18 protein-coding genes are annotated in these 21,033 nt (G+C 68.9%); 8 read left to right on the top strand and 10 right to left on the bottom strand.

Annotated features, from left to right (window positions below):
* Positions 1 to 51: 51 nt before the first annotated feature.
* From OWM54_RS40995 to OWM54_RS40980, 4 genes are all read right to left on the bottom strand, one after another.
* Positions 52 to 1,215: an AI-2E family transporter gene (locus tag OWM54_RS40995; RefSeq protein ID WP_420715394.1), complete on the bottom strand. Its 1,164-nt coding sequence runs from the start codon at positions 1,213 to 1,215 to the stop codon at positions 52 to 54.
* Positions 1,216 to 2,085: 870 nt separating this feature from the next.
* A complete protein-coding gene (locus tag OWM54_RS40990; protein ID WP_267700842.1) occupies positions 2,086 to 2,466 on the bottom strand; it encodes a PEGA domain-containing protein in 381 nt (126 codons plus the stop codon).
* A 50-nt stretch (positions 2,467 to 2,516) separates the two neighbouring features.
* Positions 2,517 to 3,323, bottom strand: coding sequence for a hypothetical protein (locus OWM54_RS40985; protein ID WP_267700841.1), 807 nt, complete (start codon positions 3,321 to 3,323; stop codon positions 2,517 to 2,519).
* Positions 3,324 to 3,442: 119 nt separating this feature from the next.
* Positions 3,443 to 3,790, bottom strand: coding sequence for a PilZ domain-containing protein (locus OWM54_RS40980; RefSeq protein WP_046713983.1), 348 nt, complete (start codon positions 3,788 to 3,790; stop codon positions 3,443 to 3,445).
* A gap of 174 nt (positions 3,791 to 3,964) precedes the next feature.
* Here OWM54_RS40980 and OWM54_RS40975 point away from each other — a divergent pair, with 174 nt between their 5' ends.
* Positions 3,965 to 4,699 carry an FKBP-type peptidyl-prolyl cis-trans isomerase gene (locus tag OWM54_RS40975; RefSeq protein ID WP_141323080.1) on the top strand — a complete coding sequence of 245 codons (735 nt, stop codon included), beginning with the start codon at positions 3,965 to 3,967 and terminating at the stop codon, positions 4,697 to 4,699.
* Between the two features lie 8 nt (positions 4,700 to 4,707).
* Here OWM54_RS40975 and OWM54_RS40970 read toward each other — a convergent pair whose 3' ends face one another.
* From OWM54_RS40970 to uvsE, 5 genes are all read right to left on the bottom strand, one after another.
* Positions 4,708 to 5,658, bottom strand: a complete 951-nt coding sequence (locus OWM54_RS40970; RefSeq protein WP_267700840.1) for a class I SAM-dependent methyltransferase — start codon at positions 5,656 to 5,658, stop codon at positions 4,708 to 4,710.
* Positions 5,659 to 5,677: 19 nt separating this feature from the next.
* Positions 5,678 to 7,804, bottom strand: coding sequence for a hypothetical protein (locus OWM54_RS40965; RefSeq protein ID WP_267700839.1), 2,127 nt, complete (start codon positions 7,802 to 7,804; stop codon positions 5,678 to 5,680).
* 91 nt (positions 7,805 to 7,895) lie between these two features.
* Positions 7,896 to 8,099, bottom strand: a complete 204-nt coding sequence (locus tag OWM54_RS40960; protein ID WP_015349926.1) for a cold-shock protein — start codon at positions 8,097 to 8,099, stop codon at positions 7,896 to 7,898.
* Positions 8,100 to 8,216: 117 nt separating this feature from the next.
* Positions 8,217 to 10,049, bottom strand: coding sequence for a M2 family metallopeptidase (locus OWM54_RS40955; protein ID WP_141323082.1), 1,833 nt, complete (start codon positions 10,047 to 10,049; stop codon positions 8,217 to 8,219).
* A 52-nt stretch (positions 10,050 to 10,101) separates the two neighbouring features.
* Positions 10,102 to 11,061, bottom strand: coding sequence for a UV DNA damage repair endonuclease UvsE (gene uvsE / locus OWM54_RS40950; RefSeq protein WP_267700838.1), 960 nt, complete (start codon positions 11,059 to 11,061; stop codon positions 10,102 to 10,104).
* A 113-nt stretch (positions 11,062 to 11,174) separates the two neighbouring features.
* Here uvsE and OWM54_RS40945 point away from each other — a divergent pair, with 113 nt between their 5' ends.
* From OWM54_RS40945 to OWM54_RS40935, 3 genes are all read left to right on the top strand, one after another.
* Positions 11,175 to 12,275, top strand: a complete 1,101-nt coding sequence (locus OWM54_RS40945; protein WP_267700837.1) for a DHH family phosphoesterase — start codon at positions 11,175 to 11,177, stop codon at positions 12,273 to 12,275.
* Entirely contained in the window at positions 12,275 to 12,838 is a 564-nt protein-coding gene (locus OWM54_RS40940; RefSeq protein ID WP_223785847.1) for a DUF3105 domain-containing protein, read from the top strand. The genes OWM54_RS40945 and OWM54_RS40940 overlap by 1 nt, the downstream gene beginning before the upstream one ends.
* A 95-nt stretch (positions 12,839 to 12,933) precedes the next feature.
* Entirely contained in the window at positions 12,934 to 14,751 is a 1,818-nt protein-coding gene (locus tag OWM54_RS40935) for a hypothetical protein (protein WP_267700836.1), read from the top strand.
* A gap of 63 nt (positions 14,752 to 14,814) precedes the next feature.
* Here OWM54_RS40935 and OWM54_RS40930 read toward each other — a convergent pair whose 3' ends face one another.
* Positions 14,815 to 16,332: a hypothetical protein gene (locus tag OWM54_RS40930; protein WP_267700835.1), complete on the bottom strand. Its 1,518-nt coding sequence runs from the start codon at positions 16,330 to 16,332 to the stop codon at positions 14,815 to 14,817.
* 263 nt (positions 16,333 to 16,595) lie between these two features.
* On the opposite strand from OWM54_RS40930, the gene OWM54_RS40925 reads away from it, so the two are divergent.
* The 4 genes from OWM54_RS40925 (at position 16,596) to OWM54_RS40910 (ending at position 21,032) form a co-directional block, all read left to right on the top strand.
* Positions 16,596 to 18,338, top strand: a complete 1,743-nt coding sequence (locus OWM54_RS40925) for a thiamine pyrophosphate-dependent enzyme (RefSeq protein WP_267700834.1) — start codon at positions 16,596 to 16,598, stop codon at positions 18,336 to 18,338.
* Positions 18,339 to 18,366: 28 nt separating this feature from the next.
* Positions 18,367 to 18,843 carry an MEKHLA domain-containing protein gene (locus tag OWM54_RS40920; protein ID WP_267700833.1) on the top strand — a complete coding sequence of 159 codons (477 nt, stop codon included), beginning with the start codon at positions 18,367 to 18,369 and terminating at the stop codon, positions 18,841 to 18,843.
* Between the two features lie 165 nt (positions 18,844 to 19,008).
* A complete protein-coding gene (locus tag OWM54_RS40915; RefSeq protein WP_046713996.1) occupies positions 19,009 to 19,515 on the top strand; it encodes a hypothetical protein in 507 nt (168 codons plus the stop codon).
* A gap of 146 nt (positions 19,516 to 19,661) precedes the next feature.
* A complete protein-coding gene (locus OWM54_RS40910) occupies positions 19,662 to 21,032 on the top strand; it encodes a phage tail sheath C-terminal domain-containing protein (RefSeq protein ID WP_267700832.1) in 1,371 nt (456 codons plus the stop codon).
* Position 21,033: the final 1 nt, after the last annotated feature.

Here is a 21,033-nt window from a genome sequence, read left to right as displayed (position 1 = left end):
GGTTCCCACCCGAGGGTGGACCGGCGGCTCGCAGGGAGCCGCCCTCCCCCATCAGGCGGACTGCGACTCGCCGGTGTACAGGCGTGTGCGCTGGTAGCGCTGCACCACCACGCGCAGCACCACCTTGAGGATGGCCGCCACCGGCACCGCCAGGAGGATGCCGACGAAGCCGAACAGCTCGCCGAAGGCCAGGATGGCGATGATGACCGCCACGGGCGCCAGGCCCACCTTCTCGCCCACGATGCGCGGGGTGATGACGAACCCCTCCAGCATCTGGCCGATGATGAACGTGCCCGCCACCACGCCAATCTGCCAGGGTCCCTGCCACGACAGCATCAGCCCCACCAGGGACAGCAGGATGCCCACGCCCGTGCCCAGGTACGGCACCATGTTGCCGAAGCCGGCGATGACCCCGATGACGATGGCCATGTCGATGCGGCCGATGGACAGGCCCGCCGCGTAGATGACCGACAGCAGCGCCCCCACCGTCAGCTGCCCGCGCACGAAGGCCGAGAGCACCTCGTCGACCTCGGCGAAGCGGCGCGCCACCAGCGCCACCGAGCGACGCGGGAGCAAGTCCTTCACCCGCCCCATCAACCGGGGGTAGTCCTGGAGGAAGAAGAACGCCAGCACCGGCACCACGGCGAGCCCCAGCAGCGTGACCACGAAGCGCGCCGTGTTGCCCGCGAAGGCCGCCACGATTCGCGCCGCCGCGGGCCCCGCGCTCTGCACCAGTTCGGAGGCCTGCTGCCCCAGCTCCGTCGTGCGCTGACGGATGAGGTCCGGCAACGAGGCGCCGACCAGCGCCTCCACACGCGGCACCACCTGCGTGCTCGCTCGCGAGAAGAAGTCCGGGAGCTTCAACGCCTCGTCGCGGAACACGGGGATGAGGTAGAGCACCGCCCCCACGAGCAGCAACGTCCCGGCGACGAAGACCAGCGTCGTCCCCAGGGTTCGATCGAGTCCGCGGCGCTCCAGGGACGTCACCATCGGGTTGAAGATGTAGGCGCCGGACAGCGCCAGCAGCACGGGCACCGCCACGCCGCCGAACACCGCGAGCAGCGCGAACACCAGCCCCAGCGAGCCCACCATCACCGCCGACCACCACAGGTCGATGCGGCGCGCCTCGGTCTCCGTCAGCTCGACGTCAGGTACGGACTCGGCCACGGGGGCCGCGGGCTCCTCCGTCTTCACCGAGTGAAGCACGGGCGGCACCGGCGCACGGCTGATGGACCCAGGGCTGCTCTTCTTGTTGCGCCGTCCGATGACCCACGCTCCTCCGCGAAGCACTCGCGGACTCCGGCTCCTTACAAGCCGCCATGTCACGACCCGAAAGCGCGCAGCCTAGCTTGCAAGCCCCTCCTGGACGAAGGACCCACCTCGGGCCGCGCCCTCGCAGCCCTGAATACCTCGGCGAGCGAGCGCCTGGCTGGTCGAAGTGCCGCCGTGCCCCTCGCGGGTCGTCCCGAGGTGCGGAGGAACGAGAACCCCGGAGGGGCTCCTTGCTCAGGCGCCTCGTGGCCCAAGGGGAGCGCGCCGTGCACGTACATCCTCGCGACATCGAACACAGGGCCGCCATCCCGAGCGAGGCCCGGGGCCTGCACCGGGAGCGAGAGACCGGCTGGTCGAAGTGCCTCCTTACGCCCCGCGCGGGCCGTCCCGACGCACGAAGGAAGGGACGAGAACACTGGAAAAAGACCTTCCCGCATGGACGCCTCGTGGTCTGGGGCGCGCCTTGCTCGTGCGTCCTCGCGACATCGAACACAGGGCTGGCATCCAGAAGGAAGGGACCAGAACACTGGAGAAGGATCTTCTCGCCCGGGCGCCTCGTGGGCAGGGGGACGCACCTTGCTGTGCTCCCTCGCGACATCGAACCCAGGGCTGCCATCCGGAAAGAAGGGGCGAGACCATGGAAGAAGGATCTTCTCGCCCGGGCGCCTCGTTTTCTGGGCGACGCGCCTTGCTCGTGCTTCCTCGCGACATCGAACCCAGGGCTGCCATCCCAGGCGAGGTCCGGCACGCCCCGGGAATCACCGTCGCGCCGTGCACCACAGCGCCCGAGTCACAGCCGAGGACTCACGCGCCTCAGGGCGTTCCCTCCGCGGGAGGCGCGGACTCGGTGGCGCGCAGCGTGACATTCAGCCGCGCCCGCGCACCACTGGGTTCGTAGTACGTCGTGTACGGCCAATACCCGTGCTTCTTCACTTCAATCTGATGCAGTCCGACGCCCAGGTTGAGCCCCCGGGGATTGCCCGCGTAGTCGCTGCACACGCCCTGGAGCACGCCGTCCAGATACACCTCGGCGTCCTCGGGCACGCAGCGCAGCGACACATCCCCGCTGGTCGGCTTCGCACCCGCCATCAGCTCGCGCGCCTTCGCCACGGAGTCGGGCTCCTTGCGCCCACACCCCGACAGCACGCCCACCACCAGCCACGCACTCCACCCGACCACGAAACGGCGTCGCACCCCGTCACCCACTCTTCCCCGCGGAGTCGCGCCGCGAATCCATGTCCGGGTCACTGCGTGACGATGACGACCCGGCCCTCGGCGAGGAAGCGCGCGTCGACCTCGCCCAGGGTCTTCGCATCCTCCGACGCGAGCACCAGGTCCGAGCCCTTCAGCCCCGTCGCCTTCACCACCATCGGCTTCTCACCGACGAGCGCGGCCTTCTTCGCCGCGTCCAGGCTCCGGAACCACGCGGCGACCCCCGTCGATTCCCGCACCTCGCTCGCCAACGCACCCGCGCCATAGAGCGCCTTGCCTGCCGCATCCAACAACCTGGGCGCGAGCACCGGCTTCGCCCCGAGCCCTCGCGCATCCACCACCAGGCCCGTGTACTTCTTCGCGCCCTCCCGGTTGAAGACGATGACGGACTCCGGCCCGCGGTCCACCAGCGCGGAGGTGATCGCCGCCAGCGGCACCTCCACGTCCAGCTCCACGCCACTGTCCGAATAGAAACGCTTCGCGACCACCTTGAACCCGCTCACGGCCGCTTCCACCCGGCCGCGCACGTCGTCGCGCGCCATCTCGTCGCCGACGCTCCGGTCCGCCCGCAGCTGCAGCGCGCGCACCTGCTCGAGCAGATTCCGGGACGCGACCTGCCGCGCCACCCGCTCGGCCCCGAGTCTCGCCTGAGAGGGATTCGCGGCCTTCAGGTCCGGAGCACCCGCTCCCGTCGCCCGGAGCACCTGCCCCTCCCAGTTCACACCCACACTTCCCACCGGACGGACAACCTCCACGGTGGGAGCGGGCTTCACCGCCTTGCCCTGGGCCGATGCCACCATCGGCACCACCAGCAATACCGCCCATCGTGCTCGGCTCACGGAGCTCCTCCTGTCCTCACCCGATACCTTGGGTAGTCCCAGGGCAGAATGGCAACCCATTCAACGAGCCCACCTCGAAGGATGTCAAGGCAACCCCCGAGGCCCGACAGCGCGGCGCGTCAGTTCTCGCTGCCCGCGCGGCCGTGACGGTCCACGTACGCGTCGATCATCTTCCGGTGCCGCTCGGTGAGCAGCGTGAAGCGCACACCCGAGTGCTCGCGCTTGGCCGTGGACAGCTCCACCCACTCGCGCACCACCTCGCCCTCCGCGTAGATGATCTCCTCCGAGCCCGGCAGCTGGAACTGGAGACCCACGCGCTTGGCGTCGTGCTGGGGCTCGATCAACCGGGCCAGGCTCACACCCTCCGGGCTGATGTCCGCGGCCCGCGACATGTACGGCACGCCGCCCATGTACTTGTTCAGGTAGATGTCGAGGGGCGCCCGCTTCGACTTACGCTTGTCGCTCATCGCTCCAGCTCCTTCGCTGCGTGCAACAGGTTGCTCCGGGGTTGAAGCAACCTGGACGCAGGGTAGAGGCACGAGCGTGTCGCGCAAGAAAACGACCCTTTCGCGACTCCCAGTTCGTGCTGGGCGCGGACGCTCGGGCCCTATATTCCAGTGCCCATGAGGAAAGGTGGAACCATGCGAACGATGAGGATGGCAACGCTCGCCCTGGTGCTCGGCGCCACGGGCGCGCACGCGCAAGGCGGTGCTCCGGCTCCCGCGAAGAAGGCCGAGCCCGCGGCGAAGGCTCCAGCGACGGCGCCCGCGGCCGTGGACCCCGGCGAGCTCACCGAGGAGCAGCAGACCATCTACGCGCTGGGCGCCAGCGTGGGGAAGGACCTGTCCCTCTTCGCGCTCACGCCGGAGGAGGTGCAAATCCTCCAGCGCGGCATGGTGGACGGCATGGCCGGCACGGCCGCCCTCGAGCCCAAGGAGTTCGCGCCGAAGATCCAGGCCTTCGCGAAGTCGCGGCAGGCGCAGGCCGGCAACGCGGCCCTGGTGCGCGCGGCGAGGGAGCCCGGCGCGGTGAAGCTGCCCTCGGGCGTCATCTACCGCGAGACGCAGGCGGGCACGGGCAAGAGCCCGCGCGCCACCGACACCGTCAAGGTCCACTACGAGGGCCGGCTCGTGGACGGCTCCATCTTCGACACGTCCGCCAAGCGCGGCATCCCCGTCGAGTTCCCCCTCAACGGCGTCATCCCCTGCTGGACGCAGGGCGTGTCGCGCATGAAGGTCGGCGGCAAGGCGAAGCTCACCTGCCCCGGAGACACCGCGTACGGCGAGCGTCCGCCCTCCGGCTCGCGCATCCCGCCCAACGCCGTCCTCACCTTCGACGTGGAGCTGGTCGCCATCCCCGGCGACACCCGTCAGTAGTCAGCGCCTCACTTCACCCGACGCAGCCAGAAGCTCCCGGGCCAGTCCTCGGGAGCCCCCCGGTACGACGGGAACGCCTGACGCAACCGCTCCGGATGCGTCAGGTGCATGAAGCTGCTGCCCCAGAGCACCTCGAAGCTGTCGTTGAAGCTCAGGAACGCCTGCAGCAGGTACTGCTCCGTCCAGAAGCGCCGGTGCTCCAGCACCCACGCGCGCGGGTACTCCGCCGGCAGGAAGATGTCGTGGACGTGCACCACCACGCCCTTCTTCAGCCGAGGCAGCAGCTCCAGGAACTCCACCTGCACGTCGCTGCCCACCTTCAACACATGGCTGGAGTCGATGAAGAGGATGTCGTCCGCCTCCAGTCGCTCCACCTCCGAGTACGGGATGTCCTGCGCCTTCAGCGGCTCCAGGCGCGTCAGGCCCGGGAAGCCCGCGCGCAGCACCTCGCTCGGATAGGGCTCGAAGGCCACCAGCTCACACGCGGGCGCGCCCTCCCCTTCGTTCTTCCGACACGCCTGCGCGGACAGCCGCGTGGACCAGCCGGAGCCGATCTCGAACAGCCTTCGCGGCCGCAGCTCGCGCACCAGCCCGTAGGCCACCTCCGCGTCCACCGTCCCGAACTCGCTGTTGCCCAGGTGGTAGACGTGCGGCTCGCCCGTCGCGGACCTCGGGAACGCCTGGTACTCGTCGCAGTACTTCGAGGACAGGCGCTCGAGCAGCGCGAGCTGGCTCGACTCGCGCAGGTCGATTCCCACCATCTTCGAGCGCGTGCCCCACAGCGCCTCGGGCAGCGAGCCCGTGTCGGGGATGGGCTGATAGAAGTGGTTCGGCGTGACGTGGTAGCCGCCACGCTCGTAGACCTGGAACAGCCTCGGGTCGTCGAGCAACCCGAGCCGCCGGCTTCCCTTCACCAACCCCTGGGCCAACAGCTCCTTGATGCGACGCTTGATGGGCATGAGCGGCGCCGAGCCTACCCTACGGTCGCGCCTTCAGCGCCGCCTCTGTCGCGCGCAAGAGCGGCTCCGCGCTCACTGGCGCCCCCGTCGCGTGCGTCATCCACAGGTCCGGCGTCACCGAGCCGTACGTCGCCATCCGCTCGAACTCCGCCCCCAGCGGCCCCTTGCGCGACAGGTGCTCCTCGATCTGGAACGCGATGAGGTGCCCCAGCGGATAGTCCGGCAGGTACAGCGGGTAGCTGATCATGTGGCTGTAGACGGCCAGCAGCGTGGTGTCCTTTCCACCCAGCACCGGCGCGAAGTAGCGATTCCACACGTCGCGGGAGATGGACACCACCGCGTCCCGCAGCTGCGCGGGCGTGGCCTCCGGGTTCGCGTACAGCCAATGCCACACGGCCATGTCCACCATCGCGATGCCCGAGCGCTCCCAGGTCTGCCAGAAGTCGCCGAGCACCCGCTCCCGCTCGCTCTCCGCGGTGGGCCTGCCCTGCCCCAGCAGCTCCAGATCCCTCGCCTGGAACACGAAGGCCAGCGCCTCCGTGAAGGCGTTGTTGGGCACCCCGGTGAGCAGCGTGTGGTCCACGCCGTAGAGCCCGAAGGTCTGCTCCACGTTGTGCCCCAGCTCGTGCACCGCGATGTTGTAGCCCTTGTAGTCCATGCCCCCCTTCTCCACGCGCGTGCGCAGCCGGGCGAAGTCACCGCGCCGCAGCGCCTGCTGCGCATGGCCCGCGCCACGCGAGGCATCCACGCGGATGCGCGCCGCCAGCCAGTCCGCCTTCTGTGCGCTGAAGCCCATGCCCTGGAGGATGCGCGGCAGGTCCTTCGAGAACGCCTCCGCCGTCGGGTAGCGCTTGCGCGTCAGCGCATCCAGCTCCGACTCCGGCCGCTTCGCCCCGGGTTTGAAGCCCGCGTACCAGACGTCCTGCGGCTCCAGCTTCCGTCCCAGCCGGGATTGGATCTCCGCGGCCACGCGGGGCACCAGCGGTGACTCCAGCACCTGCGTCAGCAGCGCCTTCACCCGCGCCTCGGGCAGCTCACGTCCCAGCTCGAACGAGCGGGCGATGCGCGTGGGCGCCACCGGCGCGTACGCGTCCAGCTTCCGCTCCGCCCGGAAGATGGCGAGCATCCGCGCATAGCGCACGTCCGCCTCCCGCGTGGCGTCCGCGCGGGCCTCGCGCGAGGGCGCGTCCGCCTCCACCGTCTGGGGCGGCGCCACCGTGACGGCGTTGGTGAACGGGTTCCAGTCCAGCCTCGGGTTGTCGATGACCGCGGCCGGAATCGTCTGGGTGATGATGCGCTCCATCACCTGCACGATGGTCCGCTGCTTCTCGTGTCCGCGCGGGTCCGCGTAGTCCGCCTTCAGCTCGTCGCGCAGGTTCCAATGACTGATGAGGCGCAGGCCCTTGGGGAAGAGCCTCTCGCCGCGCTCGTCCACCAGGTGGTGCATCCACACGTTGTACTCGGCGATGTACAGGTTCGCCGCCGCCACCTCGCGCGAGGACGCCTGCTGCACGTCCGCGGGGATGCGCATGCTGAAGCGCCCCGCCAGCCGAGCCTCGGCCCACTGCCGCCGCGTCCACGTCGCGCCCTGGCGCGCCCGCTCCTCCAACGTCGTCAGCGGGAAGTTGAGCAGCACCACGAAGCCGACCTTCGCGCGGAACAGATCCTCCGTCACATGCGAGGACGGGTCATACGACGCCACCAGCGGCTCCACGGGAAGCAGCGGACCCAGGTCCAGGTCCGTGTACCACTGCGTCTCGCGCCCCAGCTCCAGCATGTGCCCGTCGAGCTGCTCGAACAGGCGCTCCAGCCGCGCGAAGGTCGCGTCCAGCACCTGGGGGTCCGACACGAACTGCTCACGCGCGAAGGCGGCCAGGTCCCCGTCCTCGGCGCGCCACAGCAGCGCCACCTGCGCCACGCCGCGCTCGATGCGCGCGCGCTGCGCCTCGCCGTGCTTCGCCACCAGCTCCGCCGTCACCTGGGCCAGCGCGTCGGACGAGGGCTTCATCGCGGGGCCTTCGGGAGCGGGCCGCGCATCCACCGCGGCGGCGGGCGTCGGCGTGGGGGGCGTCGTGGAGCACCCCAGCAACATCAGCAGGGTCCAGGCACGCAGCGGGGACACCAGACACGACTTCGACGAGGACATGGACCGCTCCGAAAAAGCACGAAGGGCCCGACCCTTGGCAGGCCGGACCCTCATGATGCATCCAGGAAGTCGTTACGAACGACGCCGGGAATCAGGCAGCGCGGACGTTCTGCGCCTGAAGACCCTTGGGGCCGCGGGCGACCTCGAACTCCACCTTCTGCCCCTCCTGGAGGGTGCGGAAGCCATCCATGTTGATGGCGGTGTGGTGGCAGAACACGTCCTCACCACCGCCGTCCTGGGTGATGAAGCCAAAGCCCTTCGCATCGTTGAACCACTTCACGGTACCAGTAGCCATTTGCTTTCTTCTTCTTTCGTCACGGACGCGAAAATCCGCCGTCCGGTCCTACCGAGCGAACTCTAACGGACCCCGAGAATCTACGCGGCCTTTCCCCGGGAAGTCCACCAGGGACCTTCACCATCCGCACTTCTGGCCCTTGTTCTGGGTCTTCAGCCACTGACGCAGAGGGCTGAAATAATCCAGCAACGGTGTCGCATCCATGCGGCGAGTCCCAGTGACGACCTGGAGCGCATCCGGCCAGGGCTTGCTGGCGCCGAGCTCCAGCATCGCCTGCAGCCGCTTTCCGGCCTCCTTGTTCCCGTAGATGGAGCACTCGTGGAGGGGGCCCTTGTAGCCGGAGGCCTCGCACAGGGCCTTGTGGAACTGGAACTGGAGGATGCGGGCCAGGAAGTAGCGGGTGTAGGGGACGTTGGCGGGGACGTGGTACTTGGCGCCCGCGTCGAAGTCCTGCTCGGAGCGGGCCACCGGCGCGGCCACGCCCTGGTACTTCTGGCGCAGGGCCCACCAGGACTTGTTGTAGTCCGCCGGCTTCACGCGGCCGGAGAAGACCTCCCAGCGCCACTGGTCCACGAGTAGGCCGAAGGGCAGGAAGGCCACCTTCTCCAGCGCGTCCTTGAGCTGGAGGTTGATGAGGTTCTTGTCGTTCTTCGCCACCTCCTTGAGCAGGCCGACCTGCTGGAGGTACGCGGGGGTGATGGACAACGTCAGCGCGTCGCCGATGGCCTCGTGGAAGCCGTCGTTGGCGCCGGCCTGATAGAGCACGGGCAGGTTGTAGTAGTACGTGTAGTAGTAGTTGTGGCCCAGCTCGTGGTGGATGGTGACCAGGTCCTCCTCGGTGGGCTTGATGCACATCTTGATGCGCAGGTCGTTCTCGTACGTCACGTCCCAGGCGCTGGCGTGGCAGACGACGTCGCGATCCCTGGGCTTGGTGAACTGCGAGCGCTCGAAGAAGGTCTCCGGCAGCGGCTTGAGGCCGAGCGAGGTGAAGAACTTCTCCCCCAGTCGCACCATCTTCAGCGCGTCGTAGTTCTGCGCCTTCAGCGCGGCGTCCACGTCCAGGCTGGCCTGACCGGGGAACGGCTCCACCAGGGGGTAGATGTTGTTCCACTCCTGGGCCCACATGTTGCCCAAGAGGTGCGCCGGGATGGGCTTGCCCGCGGGCACCTTGTCCGCGCCGTACTGCTTCGCCAACCGCCCGCGCACGTAGCAGTGCAGGTCGTCATACAGGGGCTTGACCTGGCCCCACAGGCGCTGGGCCTCCTTCTCGAACTCCGCGGGCGGCATGTCGTAGCCGGAGCGCCACAGCGTGCCCAGGTCGTTGAAGCCGATGTCCTTGGCGCCATCGTTGGAGATGGTGACCAGGTTCTCGTACAGCGGGCGCATGGGCCGGGAGATGGAGTGCCAGCCCTGCCACGCATCGAGCAGCGCGGCGTAGTCGCGGCTCTCGGCCATGACGTCGGAGAGCTCCTCCAGGTCGCGGCACTTCCCCTTGCCATCGGCGCCGCAGTACTTGCCCTTGCCGTAGAGGCCCTCCAGCTTGGCGGCCGTGGTGGCCAGCTCCGCGCGCTTCTTCGCGTCCGACGGCGCGGGCAGCGCCTGCGACACGCGCAAGAGGTGCAGCATGCGCGCGGTGTCCGCGTCCAGCTTCAGCCCGTCGAAGCGGCGCGAGTCCTTGATGGCGCCGTTGACGTAGCCGAGCACCTCCTCGTTGACGTAGGCGGCGTTCCGCTCGGTGTCGTCGGTGATGTACGTGGACTTGATCCACTCGGCGGTGGCCTGCTTCGTCCACAGGCGCTTGAGGTCGGCGTTCACCTTCTCGGCGAACTGCTTCGCCTCTTCGGGCGTGGCCTTGGCGGCGGGCGTCTGGGCGAGGCCAGGGGCGGCGGTCAGCGCCAGGGCCGCGAGGGCCGAGCGCAGCAACGACTGCGTGAGTCGGGTCCGGTTCATGGACGCGGACCGTAGAGGAACCGCCGCCCGAAGACATCCAAGAAAACAATGTCTACGGCGCCGGCGCGCCCACCCCACCGCGTCGGCCTCGGCGTGCGTTCGCAAGCTGACGCAATGCGAAAACCGCGACGTCCTTCTCCTTCGCCTCCAGCATCAGGTCCGCCGGCACGGGCAGCGCGGCCACCATCTTCCGGAAGTCCGCCGGGTCCACCCGGTCCGAGTGGGCCCCGGCCCGCGCCTGGGGACGCTGGCTGGCCAGGTGGAACTTGGGCCGCAGGTCCAGCGCAGTCCACGTCGACGCGGCCTCGCGCAGGAGCTCCTTCAATGACATCACAGGCGTCGAGGCGAGGACCGCGTTGTGGAGGTTGTCTCCCACCATCGGGACGCCGTGCTCGCGCGCGAGGGGCAGGACCTCCCGCGCGCTCCACACCTTGTCGTCGTGCTCGATGGTGAGTCGCTCGCGCAGCGACTCGGGCATCTCGTCCAGGAAGCGGTGCGCGGCGACCCGCGCCTCCTCGCGCGTCGGCGCGGCGCCTCCGACGTGGAGCACCACGCGCGACTCGGGCCCGGCCTCCAGCAAGTCCAACACGCGCGCGCTGTAGCGCAGCTCCGCCAGCGAGGCCTCGCGAACCCGCGCGTGCCGGGAGGACAGCGAGGCTCCCGCCGGCGAGGGATGCATCGACAGCCGCTGATTCGAGCGGCGCGCGATGCGCGCCAGGTGCTCGAAGTCCCGGCCGAAGGTCTTCCACCAGGAGAGCGTGTTCACCGGATGCGAGCCGAACGGGATGAGCGAGGAGCCGATGCGGAACACCTCGATGCCTCGCGAGGCGTTGAACTCGAGCAGGCGCTGGAGCTCCTCGAGGTTCTGAGCGATGAGCGACTCCAGGCGTTGGGGCGTGGCGCCCGCCAGGCGGCAGGTGTGCCCCGCGCTCACGCCCAGCGTCAGGCTCTGCGCGACATAGCCGAGTCGGTAGGAGTCGAAGCCTTCCATCACCTGAGACAAGCTCGCCACGAACGGGCCCACGCACAGCGGGCCACCAGCCCCACTCGGGCACGCTCGTGGAGCAGGCGGGCTCCCCTTGCCGCTCCTTCTGCTGTCAGGGGTTGGCGTTACAGCTTGAAGGCATGCTGCTCGGTCACACGAAGGACCCCGCCTGGCCCACGTCCGAAGAGGCGCTCGCCCAGGCCCGACGCTTCATCCAAGCCCAGCGCGGCAAGCGAGTGCTGGTGGCGCCCCACTCGGATGTGGATGGGCTGGCCTCCGGCGTCCTGATGGTGCGAGCGCTCGAGGCCATGGGCGCCCGCGTCGCCGTCCGCGTACCCGGGAAGGGAGAGCATGCCCACTCGCCCGGCTTCCTGGAGCGGCTCCGCGCGACGAAGCCCGACGCGCTCGTCGTCCTCGACATGGGCAGCCGGCCCGCGCCGCTCTTGCCCTCCGTCCCCACCCTCATCGTGGACCACCACGCGGCGGAGTCCTTCCCTCCCGAGGCACGCGTCGTCACCGCGTACGGCCATGAGCCCATCGCGAGCAGCAGCCTGCTCACCTTCGTGCTGGTGTCGCCGCTCGTCGTGCCGGGGCCGCTGGAGTGGCTCGCGGTGCTCGGCACCGTGGGGGACCTGGGCGCGGATGCCCCCATGCCGTTCCTCAAGGACGCGCTGCGACGCGCGAACCGCAAGGCGGTGACGGAGACGGTGTCCCTCATCAACGCGGCCCGACGCTCGGCCCGCTTCGCCGCGCCCCGGGCCCTGGAGGTCCTGCTGCGCGCGGGGGCCGCGAAGGACATCTCCGAGGGTCGCGTGCCCGGCGTGGACGAGCTGCACGACTGCCGCGTGGAGGTGCGCCGCGAGGTCGAACGGTGTGCTCGCACACCGCCGCGCGTCGCCTCGCGTGTGGCGCTGCTCCTGTTCAGCTCAGCGGCGCAGGTTCATCCGCTGGTGGCGGTGCGATGGACGCAGCGGCTGCCCGAGCACATCGTCATCGCGGCCAACACGGGCTACCTGCCCGGCCGCGTGAACTTCGCGATGCGCAGCCATGCGCCCATCGACCTCAGGGCCTTCATCCAGGGACTGGGCCTGCCGCCGATGGGCGAGGAGCTGGGCCACGGCCATGCTCGCGCCACGGGAGGCAGCGTGAGCCAGTCCGACTTCCTCCGCTTCGCCGAAGCCGTGGGGCTGCCAGGGCTGCGCGCCCAGGACGTGGAGCGTCGCGGTGCGTTCCCCGGCTGATGCGGTATGACGGGGGCGTGCACGCCCAACGCCTCCTCACCCTCCCCTCGCTGCTCGCGCTCCTGTCCCTGTCCGCCTGCGACTCCTCGGACGCGGCGCCTGGCGGCTGCGGCCAGTTCAGCTTCCCCCTCTCCACGCAGACGTCCTCCGGGCACCTCGCCGTCTGCGACAGCCCCGCCTGCGGCAACGGGGAGAACCCTCCGAACTCCGGTCCCCACTGCGCCAGCGTGGCCCGCTGTGGCATCTACGAAGAACCCGTGTCGCGCTGCCTGTACGTCCACAACCTGGAGCACGGACACGCGGTGTTCCTCTACAACTGCCCGGACGGCTGTCCCGACGAAGTGGCGAAGCTGGAGGCCGCGGCGGCCACCGTGCCCATCGGCGCCAACGGCGTGCGCCGCGCGCTCATCGCGCAGGACCCGCGACTGCCCAACCGCGTGGCCGCGATGCTGTGGCGGCGCACGTACCTGGCTGACGCCGCGGATCCGGAAGCGCTCCGCTGCCTGCTCGCCTTCCAGGACACGGACGCGCCCGAGCCGGGCCTCGCCTGTCCCGGCCCGTGACACCGAGGGGCTGAGGCCCCGGACGTGCAGCAGGCGACGAGGCTCCCGCTGCGGGCAACCGGCGTGGCGACCGCACGCCGTTTGTATTCAGGGGCATGAGAACAACGCTCCGAAGAACCGTCGCCGTGCTGGCGCTGGCCTGCACGACCCTGGCTGTGTCGTCCGCGTTCGCTCAAGCCGCACCGCCCGGCGTGAAGGGCCCCGTGCCCACGGGCCTCCCCAATCGCCTGTCCATCGGCCTGTTCGAGGAAGCGGGCCAGAACTGGATGCGTGACAGCGGCGTCCCCTGGGACGTGCGCTACCGCTACCTCACCAAGGGCTGGGTGGACAACTGGGGCTGGGGCCCGCGCGATGGCGCGTGGGCGAAGACCTTCCTCACCGAGTCCAACTCCCAGGGCTTCATCCCCGCGCCCGTCTTCTACCAGCTCTTCGCGGAGCCGGGCGGCGGCGAGGCCGAGTCCCTCGCGAAGGTGCAGAACATCGACACCATGCGTGGCTACTTCAGTGACTTCAAGATCCTCCTCCAGCGCGCGAAGGAGTACGGCAGGCCGGTGCTGATGCCCATCGAACCGGACGCGGTGGGCCTGCTCCAGTTCTATACGAACTCCAACCCCAACACGTACGCCGCCGTCGCGGCGACGGGCATGCCGGAGCTCGCGGGCCTGCCCAACACCGTCGCCGGATGGGGGCTCGCCTTCCTCCAGCTGCGCAAGGCCGTGGGCGCGAACAACGTCATCCTCGGCCTCCACATCTCCGCGTGGGCCAGCGGCAAGGACATCTCCTGCTGCTCCATCAGCGATCCCCTGCAGCCGGAGGTGGACAAGGTCGTCAACTTCCTCAAGCCGCTGGGCCTGGGCGCCAACAGCACCGGCGCGACATATGACGTGCTCGTCGGAGACCCGCTGGACCGTGACGCGGACTTCTACAAGCTCACCCGGGGCCAGGACGTGTGGTGGGACACGAACGACAACGCCGCCATCGCCTCGCGCTCGTTCAATCGCTACCACCAGTGGCTCACGCTGATGAACCAGACCTCCGGCAAGCGCTGGGTGCTCTGGCAGATTCCGCTCGGAAACTCACAGCACCGCAACATCAACAACGATGGCACCCCTCGCGCGGGCTACCGAGACAACCGGACCGAGTATTTCTTCGGCCCCGCTGGAGACGCGCACCGGCGCAAGTTCGCCAACGCGGGTGTCATCGCGCTGCTCTTCGGCGCGGGCGCGGGCGGACAGAGTTCCTACACCAATGACCTGGGCACGAACGGCCAGCCCTATCTCAAGAGCAATGCCTCACCCTTCCTGACCGCCGGTGGACTGACGCTGCCGGCCACGGGCACCACCCTGCCCGTCCCGGGAACCGGCACGGATGGCGGTACCGACGCGGGGGTTCCGGATGCAGGAGGGCCGCGAGACGCCGGCTCGGGCGGCACCGACGCGGGGACACCGGATGCCGGCTCGGGCGGGGGCACGGGTCGTGGGTATGGCTTCGAGTCCGGCACCGAGGGCTGGTCGGCCACGGGCGCGCCGCTCAAGGCCGCGACGTCCACCACCACCCGGCCCCAGTCGGGCACGCGCTCGCTCGCGATTGCGTTCAGTGGCACCGCGGGCACGGGCGTCGTGTCCGTGATGACCGCCACCGTGCCTCAAGCGGGCGTGGTCACGATGCGGCTGTGGGTTCCCGCGGGGAGCAAGCTCACCGCCGTCCAGCCGTTCGCGCTGGAGGGCGCCACCAGCAACTGGCGCTACACGGGCAAGTGGACTGCCGCGAGCAGCCTCCAGACGGGGGCCTGGAACACGCTGACCCTTCCCCTGCCCTCGGACAGCACCACGCCGCTGTACCAGCTGGGCGTGGAGCTCATCACCAACGCGGGCTGGACGGGCACCGTCCACCTGGACAGCGTGGCCTGGTAGCAACCAGCACGACGGCTCCGGCGCTCGACTCGAGGGCCGGAGCCGTGTCGTTCCCGTCCGGACTCAGTCGTCCAGGCCGAGCTCGCGGTTGTCCAGGGCGGTGCCCCGCGCGGTCTCGTAGATGGTCGCCAGCAGCGGATTGGAGATGGCCTCTCCGAAGAGCAGGTGGAAGGGAATCGCATCCTTCGGGTCATCCGGATGCTCCTTCAGCGCGTCGGTGACCCAGTCCTGGATCTGGTCGAGCGTGAGGTCGCGCACGCTCCCAATCACGGGGAGCGACACATCCGGAAGCAGGTCCTTGGCCTTGAAGATCAACCCCACCAGGCCCTCGGTGGCCTCGTTGCGCGCGTCCAGCTCCTCGACGGCGAGCATGAAGCCGCCCTCGATGGCGCCCACGAGGCTGCCCATGCCCCGGGCCAGGCGCTGAGCGTCCTGGGAAGGAGGATTGGCGATCGCCTCGGTCTCCAGCCGCCTCTGCATCTCCCCCAGCTTCTGCACCACGAACGTGTGCAGGGCCTCCTGTCCCTCGAATGAAGGGTCGGTGAAGAGCGTCCTCGTGAAGAACTCCGCGAGCTTCCCGGCGCTCTGGCTGCTGATGGCTCCAGAGGCGTCCGCCACGGACGCGAGGATGGCATCCGCGTTGCGCGTGAAGAACCGGGCCGCCGCGGCGCGGGACTCCTCGTTCTCACCCAGGTACGGGATGCTGTCCATGAACACCTGGAGGGACTGAGGCGTGGGCGGCTGGATGGCGCCGGCCGCGTCCAGGAGCTTCCCGAGCGCCTCGTACGACCCCGTCCCCATGCGCGCGATGGGCTCCTCGAGGTTCTTCAACACCAGCGAGACGACCTCCGGGTTGCGCTCGAGGAACTTCTGGAGCTCGTCCGGCGGGAGGCTCGCGAGGGCCGTGGCGATGGCCACCGCTCGCGCGGGGTCCTCCACGTTCTCGGCCTGCATGATCTCCAGCTCGCGCTCCACGTAGGCGTTGATGAGGTCCGGGTTCGCCGTCCCGGCGATGATCTTCGCCAACATCTCGTGGGACTCGCCGCTCCACGTCCCGTTCCCGTGGGAGCCGACCGCCTCCTTCAGCTCCTCGAGCGTGACCTCTCCCCGCCGGTACGCCGCGTCCAGCGCGTCCGAGAGGAGCTGCTGGTCCTCCGGGCTCAGGTCGTCCGCGTTGTCGAGGATGTTCCCCACCGTGGGGCCGTAGTCGAAGAGCATGTCCATGAACGCCGCCTGCTCCGCGGGGTCCGGATGCGCCCTCAGCCACTCCGCGATGGTCTCCGGGTCCTCGCGGCCCGTCGCCTCCTCGATGGCCCGCCGCGCCTCCGCCTCCTCCGCGGGCGTCAGCACCGGGACAGGACACGCCGCCCCCTGCTTCGCGAGCGCCGTGGGATTGCCGAGGCTCGCCAGCGAACGCTCGCTCAGCCGCGCTCCCTGAAAGGCATCCACGACGCCCTTCTGACGCGCCCGCTCCGCGACGCCGTTCCCGGAGGGCGTCCGGACCGGCACGGCCGAAGGCTCCTCCTTCTTCTGGGTGCTCCCGACGTGCGGGCGTGGCTTGCCATCGATGCGGGCGGTCATGGGTAGACTCTCGCGTGCTTGAAGGAAATGACTGACAAACCAGTTCTCGGCCTGGCGCGCGGATTTGTTGCCTCGGCCCGCAGGCCTCGCGCATCTCCCCCGCATGACGCGGCCCGCCTCGAGCCCCGCCAGCCTCCGGGCCCACACCTGGAAATCAAATACAAACCATCAACACACCGTCACCCGCAGAGCGGCCCGCCATGCCCCAATCAACTCGAAACATAATCGTGCAAACAAATACATGAATCCCTACCCTGGTGCGCATGACAACCAATCCAACGAAGCGACCGAGTGGCTATGACGTGCTCCTGTCCGCGCTGCGGGCCTGGGGCGTCACGACCTGCACTGGAGTCACGGGTGGCGGCCTGCTGCACTTCCTCCAGAACCTGGAGCCCCATCCAGGACGACGGGAGGAGCCGCGCGGCGAGGAGTCTCCCTGGTTCTTCACACTGGGCGAGTACGCCGCGGGCTTCACGCCCCTGGGCAGCTATCTCGCCGCGGGCGGGCTGGGATGCTGCGTCGCGACCACGGGCGCGGCGACCAAGCTGCTGTCCTGCGGCTTGAGCGACGCCAAGCTGCATGACATCCCGGCGGTCTTCCTGGTGCCCCTGTGCTCCACGAAGAGTCAGGGGCTCAGCCCACTCCAGGACACCTCCCCGCTCGGCAGCAACATCGTTCCCCAGATCCAGGCGGAGCTCCCCGGGGGCGTGTTCGTGCTCGACCAGCCCGCCACCCTCATCCCACAGCTGCGTCGGGCCCAGCACCGGCTCCAGCAGTCCAAGCCCATCGTGCTCGTCATCGAGCCGAACCTCCTCAAGCTCCCCAGCGGCGAGGAGTCCTGCCATTTCCACCCGCTCCGTCCACCCGAGGCGAAGCCGGAGGACGTCCGTCACTTCGTCAAGACGTTCCACGCCGCGGCGGAGGGGCGGCGCGTCGTCATCCTTGCCGGCGAGGAACTGGCGCGCGCACCTCGGGCACCGAGGCTCACCACCCGCCTGTGTGAGCAGCTCGGAGCCTCGCTCGTCTGGAGCATCAACGGCGCCAACGGTGTCGAGCGACAGAACCCGTGGGGCCATGGCTACATCTCCTTCGGGGGCAACGACGCGGCCATGGACGTCTGGAAGGACCTGGGCGAGGAAGATGTCCTCCTGGTGCTCGGAGCGTGTCCGGACGAGTACACCGTCAACCTCCAGCCCTACCCCGCCGGGAAGACCTTCGTCGTCACGTCCATCGAGGACGGCTACGGCCAGCTCGACGGCAGCTTCGCCCACCGCTCGCGGCACGAGTTCCATCAATGGGTGACGCCCCTGGACAGCGCCCTGCATGCGCTCGTCGAGCACCTGGAGCACAGCCCTCCGCGCACCCGACGCGCCTCCCCCGCGCCCGCGAACCTCAACCACACGCCGCGCCCCCCACCCCGTCCTGGCTTCGTGGACCTGCGCCAGCTCTTCACCCAGCTGGATTCCCGCTGGGCTCCGGGGACACTCGGCTTCGATGATGTCTGTCTTTCCTACAAGGACCGGCAATACGTCACCCAGCGCCCCCATCCGAACGCGCGCTTCTTCTCACTCTATCGGGGCTCGGCCATGGGCAATGTGCTGGGCCTGTGCATCGGCGCGCGACTGGCAAGCCCCGACAGCCACGTCGTCGGCTTCACCGGTGACGGCTGCTTCCGGCTCTTCGCGGGATGTCTTTCCGAGGCGAGCCACCTGGACCTGCTCCTGTTCGTGCTCGACAACTCCAGCTACGGCATCGTCGAGCAGGCCCTGCCCACCATCCTCCCGGGCATCCAGACCTCGCGCCGTCACACCCAGCTCACCCCCATGGAGTTCGGCGACATCGCTCGCGCCTGTGGCTGGGTGGGGTTCGAGCTGAAGCCAGACCTCACCAACCTGGACGCCATCCTGAGCCTCCACCGTGCTCGCGCGGGGCAGTCCATCCTGGTGACCATCCCCGTCGACAGCGAACAGGTGCTCGGCCTCAACCCCCGCGCCGGCAACCTCTGACCGCCCGCGCTTGCCCGGAGAAACCCCGATGAAAGCCATCCATGAGGTGATGCCTCTCCTGAAGCTGCTCGACACCACCTACCGGCGATATTTCAACAAGCCCCTGGGCGTCGGCTTCTGCCCTCCCCACCTCGAGCACGCCGCCGACCCGACCCGCCTCTCGTGGGTCCACACCCAGGCGCCGTTCATGTTGCTGGCCCAGGATGCCCAGCCAGAGCCGGTCTATTTCTACACCAACGCCGCCGCGTCCCGGCAGTTCGGCTACTCCGCCGAGGAGTTCCTCCGAACACCCGCTCGACTCAGCGCGCCACCCGATGGCCGGGAGCATCGCGCGGCCATGATTCGAGAGGTCGAGGAGCGCGGCTTCATGAAGGGCTACTCCGGCATCCGCATCACCCAGGGTGGGGAGCTGTTCCGGATTCACGACACGGAGCTGTGGCTCGTCCATGACGCGCAAGGAACCCACCTGGGCCTGGGCGCGCTCGTCTGGCCCGCGCCGCTCTAGAAGGCCCTCGCATGGGTCACTCGCGACAACTCAAGCCTGGTAGGGTGAAACGCTGTTTTGTTGCCTACCCGATAAAACCTTGAATCCGGAGTGTTCCCTCGCATACTCTCCGTGTGCGTTCATGTTTCGCATGAGCGCGCTCAAAACACTCGAGGGGGACATTCCATGGCAGCAGACGCAGCGGCGAACGTATCCGACGCCCTGGCCACGGTGGACAACATCGCCATCCAGGTCGAGCAGGCGCTGTACAAGCTGTATCTGGCGGTGAGCGGTTCGGGTTTCAAGACCATCACCGACAAGATTGCTGTCATCTGGACGCCGGTGCGCAATGTCCTGAGCTCGGTGCTCAAGCAGGTGGAGGGGCTCATCAAGCCCCTGATGGACCCCAACGTGGTGGACTCCATCAAGAACGTGCTGGAGGCCGGGCGCGACCTGGTGAACTCCACGTTGGATCTGCTGCCGGACTCGGCGCGGAACCTGGCGCTGACGGGACAGCGCTTCCTGAACATCATCGTCGACTTCGTGGGGGCGGGCGTCGAGCACATCGTCGCCATCGTCGACCTGCTGCTCAACGTGGGCAAGGCGCTCATCAACGAGGCGTCCACGCTGCTGCCGGCGACGCTCGCGGCGCTGCGCAAGACGGGCGTGCAGATTCCCGCCACCAATCCCTGATTCCAGACGTCGTCGGCTCAAACCAACCAGTCATTGAATAGGACCGTGCCCCGGTCGGGGTGGGCGTGTGCCCAGTGACACGGTCCGGGGAACCTGCACCCTGAGCAGGGTTCGATACCCCCTCGCTCACGAGGGTCGGGGAGCGTATGGCCACAGGTCTCATCATTCCCGGTGTCCAGGTCACGGTCGTCAAGGAAGTGTTGCCCCAACAGCTCGCACCGTCGGGGGTTCTCGGTATCACCGGCTTCCTGGAGTCAGCCCAGGGCAAGGTGATACGTGCCAGCAGCTGGTCGCGGTTCCTGGAGGTGGCCGGGCGCGCGAGCGCCTACAGCCTCCCGGAGGCGCGACAGGCATTGGACAACGGTGTCTCGGAGCTGGTGATTTCGCCGCTCGCCGCGACGGCGGGGACGAGCGCGACCATCACCGCGCCGCCGGATGCGAGCAAGTATCCCTCCGGCTCCACCGGGGAGAAGTATGGCGCGACGTTCCAGGCGCGCGTCGCCGGCCCGTGGGCCAACGGCATCACCGTCAAGGTGAGCTACCGGGACAACATCGACAAGACGGTGTCGTTCGACCTGGAGGTCATCCACCCGGCGAGCGGCGCGGCGGAGGTGCTGCGCAACGTGAACTCGGCGGGGCTGGTGTCGACGCTGGACACCTCGTCGTTCATCCGCGTGGACACGACGAAGGGCGTGGGCTGGCCCACGGCGGGCACGTACACGCTGGCGGGCGGCAAGGACGCGTCGCCGGACGAGTACGCCGCGGCGCTGGGGAAGCTGAAGGACCATCCCGACGTGGACCTGGTGCTGGCCGCGGTGCAGGACTTCACGGACAGGGCCAAGCTGTCGCGCATCTATGGCGACGTCATCAGTCACTGCAACGCGCTGAGCGGCGAGAGCAAGGGGCGCCTGGGCTTCGGACAGGTGCCGCCCACGGGGACGCTGGAGGAGACCGCGCAGCTGGCCTCCAACCTGGTGAGTGACAGGTTCGTGCTCGTCGCGCCGCACGGCGTGGTGGGCGCGGTGGCGGGCATGGTGGGTGGCCTCACGCCGCACCAGTCGCCCACGTTCAAGCGCGTGTCCGGGTTGAACGAGCTGTCCCTGAGCGTGGAGGAGCAGAAGGCGCTGCTCAGGGCCTTCGTGGTGCCGGTGGTCACGGAGCGCGGCCGGGGCACCATCGTCGTGCGGGGCCTGACGACGGATGGAGATCAGATCAACGTGCGCCGCGTGGCGGACCGCGCGGTGCGCACGCTGAAGATGGTGGGCGACCTGTTCATCGGGTTGCTCAACAACGCGGACGGGCGCAGCGCGCTGAAGCAGAAGCTGGTGGAAGCGCTGGTGCAGATGGAGAAGGACGGCGCCATCGTCCCCTCCACCGACGGCAAGGACCCCGCCTTCAAGGTGGAGGTCTATTCGTCGCAGCAGGACTTCGCGCTCGGAATCGTGAGGGTCAACATGGCCGTCAGGCCCGTGCGCGCCATCGACTACATCTACGCGACCATCACGGTCCAGGTCTGAT

The organism is Myxococcus sp. MISCRS1, assembly GCF_026626605.1.
Classification (GTDB): domain Bacteria; phylum Myxococcota; class Myxococcia; order Myxococcales; family Myxococcaceae; genus Myxococcus; species Myxococcus fulvus.
This window is presented reverse-complemented; position numbering and strand designations above follow the sequence as displayed.